General features: G+C 67.8%; 17 protein-coding genes. 4 read left to right on the top strand and 13 right to left on the bottom strand.

Features of this window, described 5'->3' with window-relative positions; translation table 11 throughout:
• The 11 genes from N5E02_RS17255 to ccmA all read right to left on the bottom strand — a co-directional run.
• The coding region (locus N5E02_RS17255; RefSeq protein WP_279946542.1) for a DUF1294 domain-containing protein at nt 1-322 on the bottom strand (322 nt) is incomplete at its 3' end.
• Nucleotides 323-1435 carry a homoserine O-acetyltransferase gene (locus tag N5E02_RS17250; protein ID WP_111097857.1) on the bottom strand — a complete coding sequence of 371 codons (1113 nt, stop codon included), beginning with the start codon at nt 1433-1435 and terminating at the stop codon, nt 323-325.
• 180 nt (nt 1436-1615) lie between these two features.
• A complete protein-coding gene (locus N5E02_RS17245) occupies nt 1616-2605 on the bottom strand; it encodes a cytochrome C biogenesis protein (protein WP_111097856.1) in 990 nt (329 codons plus the stop codon).
• A complete protein-coding gene (locus tag N5E02_RS17240; RefSeq protein ID WP_005417657.1) occupies nt 2599-3048 on the bottom strand; it encodes a cytochrome c-type biogenesis protein in 450 nt (149 codons plus the stop codon). The genes N5E02_RS17245 and N5E02_RS17240 overlap by 7 nt, the downstream gene beginning before the upstream one ends.
• Nucleotides 3049-3052: 4 nt before the next feature.
• Nucleotides 3053-3670 (bottom strand): DsbE family thiol:disulfide interchange protein, encoded by a 618-nt coding sequence (locus tag N5E02_RS17235; RefSeq protein ID WP_279946541.1) that lies wholly within the window; start codon nt 3668-3670, stop codon nt 3053-3055.
• Nucleotides 3671-3678: 8 nt separating this feature from the next.
• The gene (locus N5E02_RS17230; RefSeq protein ID WP_111097854.1) at nt 3679-5598 is read right to left on the bottom strand and encodes a heme lyase CcmF/NrfE family subunit; all 1920 of its coding nucleotides are present in this window, start codon (nt 5596-5598) and stop codon (nt 3679-3681) included.
• Nucleotides 5599-6060: a cytochrome c maturation protein CcmE gene (gene ccmE / locus N5E02_RS17225; RefSeq protein WP_005417653.1), complete on the bottom strand. Its 462-nt coding sequence runs from the start codon at nt 6058-6060 to the stop codon at nt 5599-5601.
• Nucleotides 6057-6245 carry a heme exporter protein CcmD gene (locus N5E02_RS17220; RefSeq protein ID WP_005417652.1) on the bottom strand — a complete coding sequence of 63 codons (189 nt, stop codon included), beginning with the start codon at nt 6243-6245 and terminating at the stop codon, nt 6057-6059. The genes ccmE and N5E02_RS17220 overlap by 4 nt, the downstream gene beginning before the upstream one ends.
• Complete coding sequence (gene ccmC, locus N5E02_RS17215; RefSeq protein ID WP_005417651.1) at nt 6242-7012, bottom strand: heme ABC transporter permease CcmC; 771 nt, start codon at nt 7010-7012, stop codon at nt 6242-6244. Before ccmC ends, N5E02_RS17220 begins: the two co-directional genes overlap by 4 nt.
• A 43-nt stretch (nt 7013-7055) precedes the next feature.
• Complete coding sequence (gene ccmB / locus N5E02_RS17210; RefSeq protein ID WP_164093190.1) at nt 7056-7751, bottom strand: heme exporter protein CcmB; 696 nt, start codon at nt 7749-7751, stop codon at nt 7056-7058.
• Nucleotides 7748-8377, bottom strand: coding sequence for a heme ABC exporter ATP-binding protein CcmA (ccmA, locus tag N5E02_RS17205; RefSeq protein WP_065178272.1), 630 nt, complete (start codon nt 8375-8377; stop codon nt 7748-7750). The genes ccmB and ccmA overlap by 4 nt, the downstream gene beginning before the upstream one ends.
• A gap of 178 nt (nt 8378-8555) precedes the next feature.
• On the opposite strand from ccmA, the gene N5E02_RS17200 reads away from it, so the two are divergent.
• From N5E02_RS17200 to N5E02_RS17190, 3 genes are all read left to right on the top strand, one after another.
• Entirely contained in the window at nt 8556-9704 is a 1149-nt protein-coding gene (locus tag N5E02_RS17200; RefSeq protein ID WP_065186054.1) for a pyridoxal phosphate-dependent aminotransferase, read from the top strand.
• 14 nt (nt 9705-9718) lie between these two features.
• Nucleotides 9719-10525 (top strand): amidohydrolase, encoded by an 807-nt coding sequence (locus N5E02_RS17195; RefSeq protein WP_065186055.1) that lies wholly within the window; start codon nt 9719-9721, stop codon nt 10523-10525.
• Nucleotides 10526-10628: 103 nt separating this feature from the next.
• Nucleotides 10629-11063 (top strand): hypothetical protein, encoded by a 435-nt coding sequence (locus tag N5E02_RS17190; RefSeq protein WP_065196629.1) that lies wholly within the window; start codon nt 10629-10631, stop codon nt 11061-11063.
• Here the strand turns inward: N5E02_RS17190 and N5E02_RS17185 are convergent.
• Nucleotides 11050-11343 (bottom strand): hypothetical protein, encoded by a 294-nt coding sequence (locus N5E02_RS17185; protein WP_065178276.1) that lies wholly within the window; start codon nt 11341-11343, stop codon nt 11050-11052. The two genes, N5E02_RS17190 and N5E02_RS17185, sit on opposite strands and share 14 nt — an antisense overlap.
• 95 nt (nt 11344-11438) lie before the next feature.
• Nucleotides 11439-12566, bottom strand: coding sequence for an MFS transporter (locus N5E02_RS17180; RefSeq protein ID WP_164093188.1), 1128 nt, complete (start codon nt 12564-12566; stop codon nt 11439-11441).
• Between the two features lie 90 nt (nt 12567-12656).
• Here N5E02_RS17180 and N5E02_RS17175 point away from each other — a divergent pair, with 90 nt between their 5' ends.
• Nucleotides 12657-13445 (top strand): helix-turn-helix transcriptional regulator, encoded by a 789-nt coding sequence (locus N5E02_RS17175; protein ID WP_065178278.1) that lies wholly within the window; start codon nt 12657-12659, stop codon nt 13443-13445.
• Nucleotides 13446-13567: the final 122 nt, after the last annotated feature.

The raw sequence follows: 13567 nt of genomic DNA, 5'->3' as shown, positions 1-13567 counted from the left end.
TCACCGCGATCGAGGCCACGTTGGCCAGCACGCACAGCCAGAACACCCACTGGAACGCGGCCTTGCGGTGCTTGTGGCGGAACATCGCCTGGCCCAGCAGTGCGCCGGGCCAGCCACCGGCAAAGGCCAGCAGCTGCAGGGTGCGCTCGGGAATACGCCACTGCTTTCGCTGCGCCGCGCGCTTGTCATGGCCATAGAGGCCGAACGACACCGCACTGGCCAGCAGGCACCAGCCGCCCAGCCACAGCGGCAGCACGCCGCTGATCATCAGCGCGATCAACGCGCCGAACGCGGCCAGTGCGAGGTTACGCCGCCACGCCACTTACAATGCGTCGAGGAAGCCGCGCACGGCCGGGCCGAAACGTTCGAAATCGACGAGGAAGGCGTCATGGCCCTGCGGCGATTCCAAGCCGATGAAGTGCGCATCGGCGCCGCCGGCGCGCAGGCCATCGGCAACCTGTTGCTGCTGCTGCACGGGGAACAGGATATCGGTGTTCGCGCCGATCGCCAGCGCCTTCTCCACACGGATCTTCGCGAGCCCGGCCAGCACGTCGCCGTCGGCATACTCGGCCAGGTCGAACCAGTCCATCGAGCGGCTCAGGTACAGGTAGCAGTTCGGATCGAAGAAACGCACGAAGCGCCGTGCGTGCCCTTCCAGATAGCTTTCCACCTGGAATTCCAGGCCGAACGGATCGTCGTCGGTCTGGTCCGAATCCAGCCGCACGCGGCCGAAGCGGCCATCCCACTCCAGCGCCGAGCGGTAGGTGATCACGCCCAGCTTGCGCGCCATGCGCATGCCGGACTCGGGATACGCGTCGTCGTCGTAGTGGCCGCCATTCCAGCGCGGGTCAAGGCGGATTGCCTCGCGCTGCAGCGAGCGGATCGCGATGGAGAACGGCAGCGCCTGCGCGCTGCCGGAAATGTTGACGTGGCTGCGCGCAATGCCCGGGTGCAGCATCAGCACGGCCAACGCGGTCATGCCGCCCATCGAGTTGCCGACCACGCAGGCCAGCTGCTCGATGCCCAGCGCACGCACGACTTCGATGGCGGCGCGCGCGCCGTCTTCGATCGACAGCTCGGGGAAGTCGAGACGATACGGCTGGCCGGTGGCCGGGTTGAGCGAGGCAGGACCGGTCGAGCCCTTGCAGCTGCCCAGCGAATTCACGCACACCACGAACCAGCGGTTGGTATCGATGGGTTTGTCGGGGCCAACCATCGCTTCCCACCAGCCCGGTGCCGGGTTGGCCTCGTTGGCCGCTGCATGCGCGTCTGGGGACAGGCCGGTCACGATCAGGATCGCATTGCTGGCGTCAGTCGCCAGCGTTCCCCAGGTCTCGTAGGCCGCGCGCGCGCCGTGCAGGGCGCCACCGCGCTTGAACGAGAAGGGCGAAGGCAGGGCGTGGAAGCGGGTGCCGGGCGGGATGAATTCGGTCATGCAGCCATTCTAGCGGGGCCGCATGTGCAGCTGGCGACACGCTGGATTCCAGCAGCGGGTGGACGCGGACCGGACCGTCGTATCCACGCATGGCGTGGATCTGCTGTAGAGCCGAGCCGATGCTCGGCTGGCGGGCGCCGGCAAGCCAATCGCAGCCGAGCGTGGGCTCGGCTCTACAAGTCAGGGAAACCGCAGTTCCACCACGCCTTCATGCGGCAGGCTTACCTTCACCGGAACGCTCTGCAGGTCGTCCTCGCTGCGGTTGGCGCTGCCGGTGCGTGAGATGCGTGCCAGCACTTCCACTTCGCGATGGGCCGACAGCGGTGCGGTTGGCATCGGACTGTCACCGTCGCCCAGCCCGACCGTGTCCGGGAATCCGCTCAGCGGCAGCTTGCGTGCGGCCACCGGCATCGGCGGTCCACCCACGGCGCGGGCCAGCACGAATACCTGGGTGCTGGCCGGCCACTCGGTGCGCTTCAACGCAGGCAGCTGCACACGCACCTGCAACAGCGCCGGTGCAGCGACTGCCGTCGCGTCCGGTGCCTGGCCTGCGGCCTCGCGGGCAATCGCGATCTGCGCCTGCAGCGCCTGCGCGGCACCCGGTTCCAGTCGCGGCAGCAGGCCGCTCCACACATCCGCGGCCTCGGCATTCTTTCCGCGTTGGCGCAGGGCGATGCCCAGCAGCCAGCTGGCGCGCTCGGCGTCAGGGGCCTGTGTACGTGCCTGCTGCAACCAGGCCATCGCGGTGTCATCGAACTGCTTGCCGGCATCAGCCTGCGCGCGCGCCTGCGCGGCTTCCACCAGCACGCCAGGATCATCCGGTGCCAATTCGGCGGCCTTCGCGAAGGCGTCTGCCGCAGCTGAGGCATTGCCCAGTTCTGCCTGCGAACGCCCGAGCAATGCCCAGCCATCGGCACGCTGAGGGTCGCGCTTCAGTGCATCCTGCAGGGCCTGCACGCCATCGCGCAGGGTGGCTACCGACGGCGTCGGCTGTACCTGTGCTGCACGCGGATCACCGACCAGCAGGTACAGGCAGGCACCGGCCACGCCCAGTGCGAACACGCCGACCACGAAACCGCGACGACCGTGGTGGCGCAACGGCCACAGCACCAGTGCTGCCATCAGCGCAGCAACCAGGCCGGCCAGCACCGGCAGCCAATGGTTCACCATTCGTCTCCTTCATCGGCCTTGCCGGCCGGCGCCGCGCCGACGGTGCGTCCACGTCGGCGGACGATGCCCAGCACCACCAGTGCACCGGCGCCGAGCACCAGCAGGGGGCCACCCCACAGCAGCCAGGTGCCCGGCTGCAACGGTGGTTGATAGAGCACGAACTCACCGTAGCGGGCGACCAGGAACTGCTTGATCTGCGCGTCGTCGTGGCCCTGCTGCATCAGCTGCAGCACCTCGCGGCGCAGGTCCTGGGCGATCTGCGCGTTCGAATCGGCCAGCGACTGGTTCTGGCACTGCACGCAGCGCAGCTGCGCGGCCAGGTCATGGAAGCGGCGTTCCTCGGCATCATCGCGGAACTGCAGCGGCTGCGGATCGTGCAGCGGCTGCTGGGCCAGCGCGGCCAGCGGCAGCATCAGGAGCAGCAGCGCCAGCAGCCAGCGCATCGGCTCAGGGCGCCGTATGCAGGGTGTTGCCGGCACTGCCCTGGGCCTTCTCGATCTTCTCCAGTGCCGGGATCAGCTTCTCGTCGACCACGCGCTGGGTCATCGCTCCGCTGTACTTCCAGCGCACGATGCCACTGCCATCAACCAGCAAGGTTTCTGGCGCAGCGGTCACGCCCCAGTCGATCGCGGTGCGGCCCTCAACATCGCTGAGCACCACCATGAACGGGTTGCCCAGCTGCTCCAGCCAGTGCAGCGCGTCCTTCGGATCATCCTTCCAGTTGTAGCCGATCACGCGCACACGCTTGCTTTCCGCGAAGCGGGTCAGCACCGGGTGTTCCTCGCGGCAGGCCGCGCACCAGCTGCCCCATACGTTCAGCAGGTAGGGCGCACCGCGCAGGTCGTCGCTGTGCACGATCATCTCCGGATCGTGCAGCACCGGGAGCGCGAACGCGGGTGCCGGCTTGTCGATCAGCGCAGACGGCAGCACGTCGCGCTGCGGGTCACCCGATTTCATCACCCCGTAGATCATCAGCCCGAGCAGGCCGAAGAAGAACAGCACGCCGATCACGATGGCTACCGGCGGCAGCGGGCGGGAGGAGCGCGGGGCAGAGGACTCGGACATGGAAACTCCTACGGACGACGGAAACGGCGGTCGGCGGCGGCGATGAATCCGCCCAGGGCCATCAACAGCGCGCCCAGCCAGATCCAGCGCACGAACGGCTTGATGTGCACCCGTACCGCCCATGCATTGTTGCCCAGCGGCTCGCCCAATGCCACGTAGACATCGCCGTCGAAGCGTGCATCGATGCCGGCCTCGGTCATCACCTGGCCGCCGCTGGCGTACTGGCGCTTCTCCGGGTGCAGCAGGGCCCGTTCGCGGCCGTCGCGGAACACCCGCAGGTGACCGCGGTCGGCGATGAAATTGGGGCCTTCGCGATGGTCCACGCCCTCGAAGCGCACTTCGTAGCGACCGACCACCAGATGCTGGCCCGGTGCCAGCGCCACTTCACGCTGCACGTTCAGCGCTTCGACCAGCAGCGCGCCAGCCAGGAACACGGCGATGCCGGCGTGGGCGACGATCATGCCGAGCATCTCGGCGGTGAAGCGGCCATTGCCGCGCAGGCGCTGCCAGACGAAGCGTGCGGTGCCGAGTGCGACCCAGGCCGCAGCGGCGACGCCGATGCCGGCCTTCCAGCCGTTCTGCGGCGCCTGCCACCAGGCCAGCGCGCCCAGCAGCACGGCCAGCCCCAGCCATGGCGCCAGCAGCGCGAATGCACGCGAAGTTTGGTCGCGCTGCCACTTCACCAGCGGGCCGAACGGCAGCAGCAGGATCATCGGCGCCATCAGCAGCAGGAACAGACTGCCGAAGTAGGGCGGGCCGACCGAGATCTTGCCCAGCGACAGCGCATCGGCCAGCAGCGGGTACAGCGTGCCCAGCAGGACCATCGCGCAGGCGGTGGCCAGCAGCAGGTTGTTGGCCAGCAGCAGGGTCTCGCGCGAGGCGGCGGTGAAGCCACGGCGCGGATCGTCGGCGTCCACGCTCAGCTGGCTGGCACGCAGCGCGTACAGCAGCAGGCTGCCGCCGACCAGCACCGACAGGAACACCAGGATGAACAGGCCACGCGACGGATCGGCGGCGAACGAATGCACGCTGGTCAGCACACCGGAGCGCACCAGGAAGGTGCCCAGCAGCGACAGCGCGAAGGCCGCGATCGCCAGCAGCAGGGTCCAACTGCCGAACGTGCCGCGCTTTTCAGTGACGGCCTGCGAATGGATCAGTGCCGCACCGACCAGCCATGGCATGAAGCTGGCGTTCTCCACTGGGTCCCAGAACCACCAGCCGCCCCAGCCCAGCTCGTAGTAGGCCCACCAGCTGCCCAGCGCTATGCCAAGAGTCAGGAAGCCCCAGGCGACGTTGGTCCAGGGCCGCGTCCAGCGCAGCCAGCGGGCGTCGACGCGGCCTTCCAGAAGCGCTGCCACCGCGAACGCGAACGGCACCGCGAAACCCACGTAACCGATGTACAGCATCGGCGGATGGATGATCAGCCCCGGGTCCTGCAGCAGCGGGTTGAGGTCGCGGCCTTCCAGCGGTGCCGGGTTCAGGCGCAGGAACGGATTGGAGGTGAAGATCAGGAAGGCGAGAAAGCCGACGCTGACAATGCCCATCACCGCCAGTACGCGCGCCTGCACCGGTGCTGGCAGGTGCCGCGAGAACAGCGCCACCGCGCCGGTCCACAATGCCAGCACCAGCGCCCACATCAGCAGCGAGCCCTCATGCGCACCCCACACCGCCGAATAGCGGTAGATCATCGGCAGCAGCGAATTGGAGTTCTCGGCCACGTAGCGCACCGAGAAATCCTGCTGCACGAACGCGGCGGTAAGCACCGCGAACGCGCCGGCCAACAGCAGCAGCTGCGCGAAGGCGGCAGGCCGCGCCACTGCCATCCATGCCGCGTTGTTGCGATGCGCACCGACCAGCGGCAGGCCGGCCTGCAGCAGCGAGGCCAGCAACGCACACAACAGCAGGATCTGACCCAGTTCGGGCAGCACTCAGCGCACCTCGGGGGCCGTCACCGGCACGTCGTGCTTGCGATGGGCATCGCCCATCTTGTCGGCCACTTCCTTCGGCACGTACTTCTCATCGTGCTTGGCCAGCACTTCGTCGGCGACGAAGACACCGTCCTGCAGGCGGCCACTGGCGACCACCGCGGTGCCTTCGGCGAACATGTCCGGCAGGATCCGCGAGGTGGTCACCGCCAGCTGTGCATCGCCGTCGGTCACTTCGAAGCGCGCCTCCAGCGAGCCGACCGGGCGGTTGAAGGAGCCCTTCACCACCATGCCGCCCAAGCGGAAACGCGACTGTGCATCGACATCGCCGCGCAGCACTTCCGAAGGGGTGTACAGGTAGGCGATGTTGCGCTCGAGCGCCATCGCCACCAGCGCGGTGGCCAGGCCGGAGGCGAGCAGGGCCAGCAGCACCCACACCAGGCGGCGACGCTGCACCGGGGTCATCGTTCCAGCTCCGTCGACAGCGTCGTCGCCGCGTCCTGCCTGCCAGCGCGGGTCTGCTGCCGCTGCTGGCGGGCCAGTGCCAGCCGGCGCGCCACGCGCAGGCGCAGCCACGAACCGAGGGCATCGGCGCTGAGTACCAGCACGAATACGGCGTAGGCGCCGATCACATAGGGCAGGTGGGTCATGGCTGGGCCTCCCGGGAGGCGCGCGCGGCATCGACACGGCCGCCGACCCAGGCCTTGCCGGCCTCGCGGTCGAGATTGTCGGCGCGGGCCTTGGCCAGCACCGAACCGGCGAACCAGAACTTGGTGCCGATCACCATCCACCACAGCGGCGCGATCATCGCGCTGCTGATCGCCGATTCACCGAACACGCTGATCGACTGGCGCTGGTGCAGGCCACCCCACCAGTCCACCGAATAGCGGATCACCGGCAGCAGGCTGACACCTACAATCGCCAGCAGGCCAGCGGCGCGCGCGGCGCTGCGGCGGTCTTCGATGGCGTGGTACAGGCCGATCACGCCCAGGTACAGGAACAGCAGTACCAGTTCGCTGGTCATGCGCGGGTCCCAGTCCCACCAGGTGCCCCAGGTGCCCTTGCCCCAGATGCTGCCGGTCAGCAGGGTGATGAGGGTGAAGCCGGCGCCCATCGGCGCGCAGGCCATGGCCAGGATCTCGCAGACCTTGATCCGCCAGATCAGCGCGATCGCGGCATACAGCGCCATCAGCGCGAACACGAACAGGCTCATCCAGGCACTGGGCACGTGGATGTAGAGGATCCGGAAGCTGTCCAGCTGCTTGGCTTCAGGCGGCACCACCAGCAGCGCCTGCCACATGCCGACCAGCAGCACCGGCACTGCAGCAAGGTAGAACACCCGCGACCAGCGGGCAGCGAAACGGTCGAACGTGGGAGGCGAACCGAGTTGGTGGAACCAGCGGACAATCGGATTCATGCGTGGCGGCTATCCAGCAGGGGTGGATTGGCTCTCAGCTCGGTCAACTCAGAGAAATACGTATTGCAGCGGCGGTGGCCAGCGGCGCCAGCACCAGCGCGACCAGCAGGCCGGCGCCCAGCATCAGCAGCGCACCGACCGGATCCTGCCCGCGCCCGGCTGCCGCCAGGCTGCCTGCGCCGAACACCAGCACCGGCACGTACAGCGGCAACGACAGCAGCGCCACGAGAATACCAGAGCGCCGGATGCCAACGGTCAGTGCGGCGACCACGCCACCGATCAGGCTCAGCAAGGGCGTGCCCAGCAGCAACGATGCCAGCAACACCGGCAGCTGGTCATGCGGCAGATGCAGCATTTCGGCCAGCAGCGGGCTGACCACGATCAGCGGCAGTGCCGTGGTGGCCCAGTGCAGCAGCACGCGCACCAGTACCAGCCAGGGCAGCGGCACCGGCGCCAGCAGCCATTGCTCCAGCGAGCCATCTTCGGCGTCGGAACGGAACAGCGAATCCAGCGACAGCTGTCCCGCCAGCAGCACGGCCAGCCACAGCACGGCGCCGGCGGTGGCGGCCAGCAGTTGTGGCTCACGACCCTGGGCCAGCGCGAACAGCACCACCACCAGCACCGCGAACAGCAGCGGTTGCAGCGCGTCGCCGCGGCGGCGCCAGAGCAGGCGCAGGTCGCGCTTGAGCAGGGCGCCTGCGGTCTGCCACAGGCCTGGTTCGGTACCCGGCGCGATCATGCGGCACCGCCGAGGTCGAGCTGGCGGGTACGTACCGGCGGTGCGGCATAGGCGCCATGGGTGGTGACCAGCGCAGCGCCGCCGGCGCGCAGGTGCGCCGAAATCATCCGGTTGACCAGGGTGATGCCCTCCAGGTCGAGGTTGGCGTAGGGTTCGTCGAGCAGCCACAGTGGCGCCGGCGACAGCCAGATGCGCGCCAGTGCCAGCCGCCGCTTCTGCCCGGCCGACAGGTGGCGTACCAGAGTGTCCTCGTAACCGGCCAGGCCGACGATGGCCAGCGCGTTGCCGGGCATCTGCCGCGCACGGCGGCCGTGCAGGCCACACAGGAAGTGCAGGTTTTCCAGCGTGCCGAGGTCCGGCTTCAGCGCCGGCAGGTGGCTGAGATAGGCGACATAGCGCGCACGCTCTGCGTTGCTGGAGGGCTTGCCGTCGATCCGCACCTGGCCGGCGCCGGGCCGGGCCAGGCCGGCCAGAACGCGCAGCAGGGTGGTCTTGCCGGCGCCGTTGCCACCCTGCACCAGCAGGGCTTCACCCGCGTCCACATGGAAGTCCAGCGGGCCGAACACCGGCTCGTCATTGCGGGAGAAGCTCAGGCCGCTGGCGGCCAGCAATGCAGGGGTGTTCAAGGGGCAGGGGTCTTCATGCCGGAGTGCGGTCGCAATTGTAGCGGTGAATTCGCAGGGTAGTGCCGGCCGCTGGCTGGCAATTTCTCCAACTGCCAGCCGAGGTTGCCGGCCAGCGGCCGGCACCACCGACGCGCGGATTGCGTAAACTCGGAGGCCTTGTTCCCCACAGTCCAGGCCGATGCAACCCACCACCAAGCTGCCCAAGGTCGGTACCACGATCTTCACCGTGATGTCCCAGCTCGCCGCCGAACACGGCGCGGTCAACCTGGGCCAGGGTTTCCCGGACTTTTCCGCGCCGCAGCGCCTGATCGATGAGACTGCCAAGGCGATGGCCGCCGGGCTGAACCAGTACCCGCCGATGACCGGCGTGGCCCCGCTGCGCCAGGCCATCGCCCAGAAGGCGCTGGACTGCTACGGCGCGCAGGTGGATGCGGACAGCGAGATCACCGTCACCAGCGGCGGCACCGAGGCCATCTTCAACGCCATCCACGCCGTGGTGCGTGCGGGCGAGGAAGTGATCGTGCTCGACCCGGCCTACGACTGCTACGAGCCGGCGATCGACCTGGCCGGCGCCAAGGCGGTGCATGTGTCGCTCGATCCGCAGACCTTCGCCGTCGATTGGGATCGCGTGCGTGCAGCGATCTCCCCGCGCACCCGCATGTTGATCGTCAACACCCCGCACAATCCGTCCGGCGCGATGCTGTCGGCGCAGGACATGCAGGCGCTGGCCGAACTGCTGCGCGGCACGCAGATCTACCTGATTTCCGATGAAGTGTATGAGCACATCATCTACGACGGCCGTCGCCATGAGTCAGCGCTGCGCTACCCGGAACTGCGCGAGCGCGCGTTCGTGATCTCCAGCTTCGGCAAGACCTACCACTGCACCGGCTGGAAGATCGGCTATGCGATCGCCCCGCCGGCGCTGACCGCCGAGTTCCGCAAGGTGCACCAGTACAACACCTTCACCAGCTTCGGCCCGGCGCAGTACGGTTTCGCCGCGATGATCCGCGATGAGCCGGAACACCACCTGGAACTGGGCGCGTTCTACCAGGCCAAGCGCGACCGCTTCCGCGAGCAGCTGGCCAGCACCCGCCTGAAGGCGCTGCCGGTCCCGGGCGGCTACTTCCAGCTGGTCGACTACTCGGCCATCAGCGACCTGCCGGACCACGAATTCGTGAAGTGGCTGACTATCGAGAAGGGCGTCACTGCCATTCCGCTGTCGCCGTTCTACGAGACTCCGCCGGCCGGCCAGCGCCTGGTGCGCCTGTGCTTCGCCAAGAACGAAGCGACCATGGACGCGGCGATCGAACGCCTGCGCCTGCTGTGAGCGGAGGCGTAGACATGCAGGACCTGCGCATTTCCCTCGTCCAGGGCGACACCCGCTGGCACGACCCGGCCGGCAACCGTGCCTACTATGGCGCGCTGCTGGCGCCGCTGGCCGGCACCACCGACCTGGTGATCCTGCCGGAGACCTTCACCAGTGGTTTCTCCAACGAGGCCATTGCCCAGGCCGAAGGCATGGACGGCCCGTCCGTGGCCTGGGTGCGCGAACAAGCGAAGGCGCTGGACGCGGCGGTGATCGGCAGCGTGCAGCTGCGCGACGGCGAGGGCGTGTACAACCGCCTGCTGTTTGCCACGCCCGAGGGCGAGCTGCAGTACTACGACAAGCGCCACCTGTTCCGCTACGGCGGCGAGCACGAACGCTATGCTGCTGGCCGCGAGCGCCTGAGCGTGGAATGGAAGGGTTGGCGGATCAATCCGCAGGTCTGCTACGACCTGCGTTTCCCGGTGTTCTGCCGCAACCGCTACAACGTCGAACGCCCGCAGCAGCTGGATTTCGACCTGCAGATCTTCGTCGCCAACTGGCCGTCGGCGCGCGCCTATGCGTGGAAGACCCTGCTGCGTGCGCGGGCAATCGAGAACCTGTGCTTCGTGGCGGCGGTGAACCGCATCGGCGTCGACGGCAAGCAGCTGCACTACGCCGGCGACAGCGCGGTGATCGACTTCCTCGGCCAGCCGCAGGTGGAGATCCGCGAACGCGAACAGGTGGTGACCACCACCATCTCGGCCGATGCCCTGGCCGCACATCGCGCGCGCTTCCCGGCGATGCTCGATGCCGATGCCTTCCACCTGGACGAACAGGCCTGAGCCACGGCCTGAACAACGCCGCACCAGCGCGCGCGCCTGCATCCAACGTGCACGCGCGCGCTGCTAGATTCGCCGGCAGTCCGACCGAACTGGAAGTCCTGCCATGAACAAGCCCTTCGCCCTGCTGCTGGCCCTGTCTGCTGCCACGCTGGCCCCTGCTGCACACGCCGCCGGCAATCTCGATTGCCAGCTGCGCTACAACCTGTCCGGCTGGTCGCTGATCTACAAGACCGCCTCCGGCAATGGCACGGTCACCTGCAGCAATGGCGCCAGCATGCCGGTGCGTATCGAAGTGAAGGGCGGCGGCCTGACCGTGGGCAAGTCGAAGATCACCAATGGGCGTGGCAGCTTCACCGGCGCGGTCAGCGTCAACGAGCTGCTGGGCACCTACGCCTCGGTCGGTGCGCATGCCGGCGCAGTGAAATCCAGCAATGCGCAGGTGATGACCAAGGGCGACATCTCGCTGGCCCTGTCCGGCACCGGCAAGGGCTGGGACCTGGGCGTGGACGGCGCTGCCTTCACCATCAGCCGGCGCTGAGGCGCGTCGGCTCGGCAATTCCCCAGCTGATGCGGATGTAGTGCTGTTCGGAGTCGCTCAACAGCCGTTCGACATCGAAACCATTCTTCAGCAATTGTGCGACCGCGTCTTCGACGAGCTGCTCGCTGGCCATTACCTGGCTGAAGCCGAACACGATGTAGCGACGGCCATTTTCCGAGCCGGCCTGGATGGCGTTGTCGAGGTCGCGGTAGAACAGCTCGATCGGGCGCTTGGCGGCGTCAGCATTGGCGCGGGCCTGTTCGGCGGTGATGGTGATCATGGGCATCTGCCTTGGGTGGGACAGCGCGCACGATAGCCAGCGAATCAAAGCCGTTCCCGGAAGCCGCGCACAGTGCGCTCCATTTGCAGCAATTCCTAGGTCGCAGCGGGACGCCGTCGCTGCAACCACAAGGCCAGCAGGCCACACACGATGAGCGTCGGTCCCAGCAGCTGCACTGCACCGACCAGCGCCATTGCCGCACCGATCAACAGGTAGTAGAGCAGGCCGAACAGCGCGCCTGCGCTGCCGAGACAGTGTGGATAGCCGCGCAGGGCCTGGCCGAGCACATTGGGAATGGCCAGGCCGAAGCCCGTCACCACTGGGACCATCGCCGCGACCAGGGCAGGGTGATCATGCAGCAACGCGGCCAGCAAGCCTCCCGTGAGGACCAGGCCTGCGGCGATGCGGATGCGCGTTGTTGTGGCAACGCCTGCACGCAGCAGGCGGCCATTGCCCCACGCGCCCAATGCCGAGCCCAGTGCCAGCACCGCGCCGCTGGCGCCGAACCAGACGGCGGGCCAGTGCAGGCGCGCAAACACGAAGGGGCCGAGTACATACCAGCTGTACATCGCCACGTTGAACGCCGTCACCAGCAGCGCCTGTGACCAGATCCAGCGATCGCGCAGCAGTTGCCGCAGCAGCGGCAGCATGGGCGTGTGCGGGATATGTGCAGGGCGGCTTTCACGCAGGCCCGCCAGGCATGCGACTGCCAGCAGGGCAGCGATCAGCAGCAGGCCGGACTGTACGCCGACGTAGCCATGGGCGGCGACCAGCAGCGTGCCCAGTGCAAGGCCGATGGCCGGACTCAGGGCCAGGGCCATGCCGATCCAGGAGAATGCCTGCGCCAACGCCGGCCCCTGCAGATGGTCGCGCAGCACGGTCTGGGTGACCACCGAAGCGGCGGCGGCGCCGACCGCAGCCAGCGCTTGGGCCAGCAACACCGGGCCGAAGCTGCCAGCCAGCAGGCCGCACAGTGCAGCCACGGCAAAGACGCCGAGGCCACAGAGAAGGGCCGGGCGACGACCGATACGATCAGCCAGGCGCCCCCACAGCAGCACGCCTGCAGCGAAGCCGAACAGATACAGGCTCATGGCCTGGCTGGCGGTACCCGGCGGCAGGGCGAAGCGTTTGGCCAGATCGGCCAGTGCCGGGCTGTACAGGGTCTGCGCCAGCTGGGGAAACATCAGCAGCGCGATGGTGAGCAACAACAGGCGACGCGACATGCGGGCGCTCCACGAACAGGGCCGCGCATTGTGGTCGCGCCTGCAATGGCGCACTCTCTCCATCCTGTCATTGGATATATGAAATCGGACATGGCCTGGTTGCAGCCGGACACGCCCTTCGACGCTGATGCCTGGAGCGCTCCGGTGCTGGGGATCGCGGCGTCACTGGCGGATCACGATTCAGGTTGGCACCAGCATGCACGTGCGCAGCTGCTCTACACCCGGCAGGGCTGTACGCGCCTGACCTACGGTGATCGCATCAGCCTGCTGCCGCCTGCGCGCGCGGCGTGGATTCCGGGCGGGCTGCGCCATCGCGCGCAGATGCGCCAGGCGGTCGACTACCGTTCGTTGTACTTCGACGCCACCCTGTCGGCCCAGCTGCCCCGGCAACCGGCGATCATCGGCGTAGGTCCGCTGCTGCAGGCCTTGCTGGAGCCGATCGCGCAGGCACCATTCGACCATGACTGGCAATTGCCGCGCGCACACCATCAACTGGCGTTGTGCGTGCTGGAAATCGCCGCTGCACCGGTGGCGCCGATGGACCTGCCTTTGCCGCGTGATCCACGCATTGCACGTTGCCTGCCGCTGGCCGAACAGGTGCCGCCCGAACTGGGCGAGCTGGCCGAGCGCGCGGGTCTGAGCGTGCGCACCATTGGCCGGCTGATGCAACGTGATACCGGCATGGGCTATCAGGCCTGGCGCCAGCAATGGCGCCTGATGCGGGCCATGGAGCTGCTGCTGCTCGGGCATCGCGTCGCGCATGTGGCGCAGGACACTGGCTTCTCCGCCGAGAGCCCGTTCATCGCCTTCTTCCGCAGCATGGCCGGCACCACGCCCGCCGCTTTCCAGCGCCACGCAAAAGGGGACGGAGGGGATTAAGTCGTTTTCGCCACGCCATGTGTCGAAGGGGCGAAAACGACTTAATCCCCTCCGTCCCTTTTTTAAAGAAAAACCCCGGCCTGGGCCGGGGTTTCTCATTTCAGCGTGGCCTGTGATCAGCC

Source organism: Stenotrophomonas sp. GD03777 (assembly GCF_029842485.1).
In the GTDB taxonomy this organism is placed as follows: domain Bacteria; phylum Pseudomonadota; class Gammaproteobacteria; order Xanthomonadales; family Xanthomonadaceae; genus Stenotrophomonas; species Stenotrophomonas sepilia.
The sequence above is the reverse complement of the archived record's forward strand: the minus strand, read 5'-3'. Positions and strand labels throughout refer to the sequence as shown.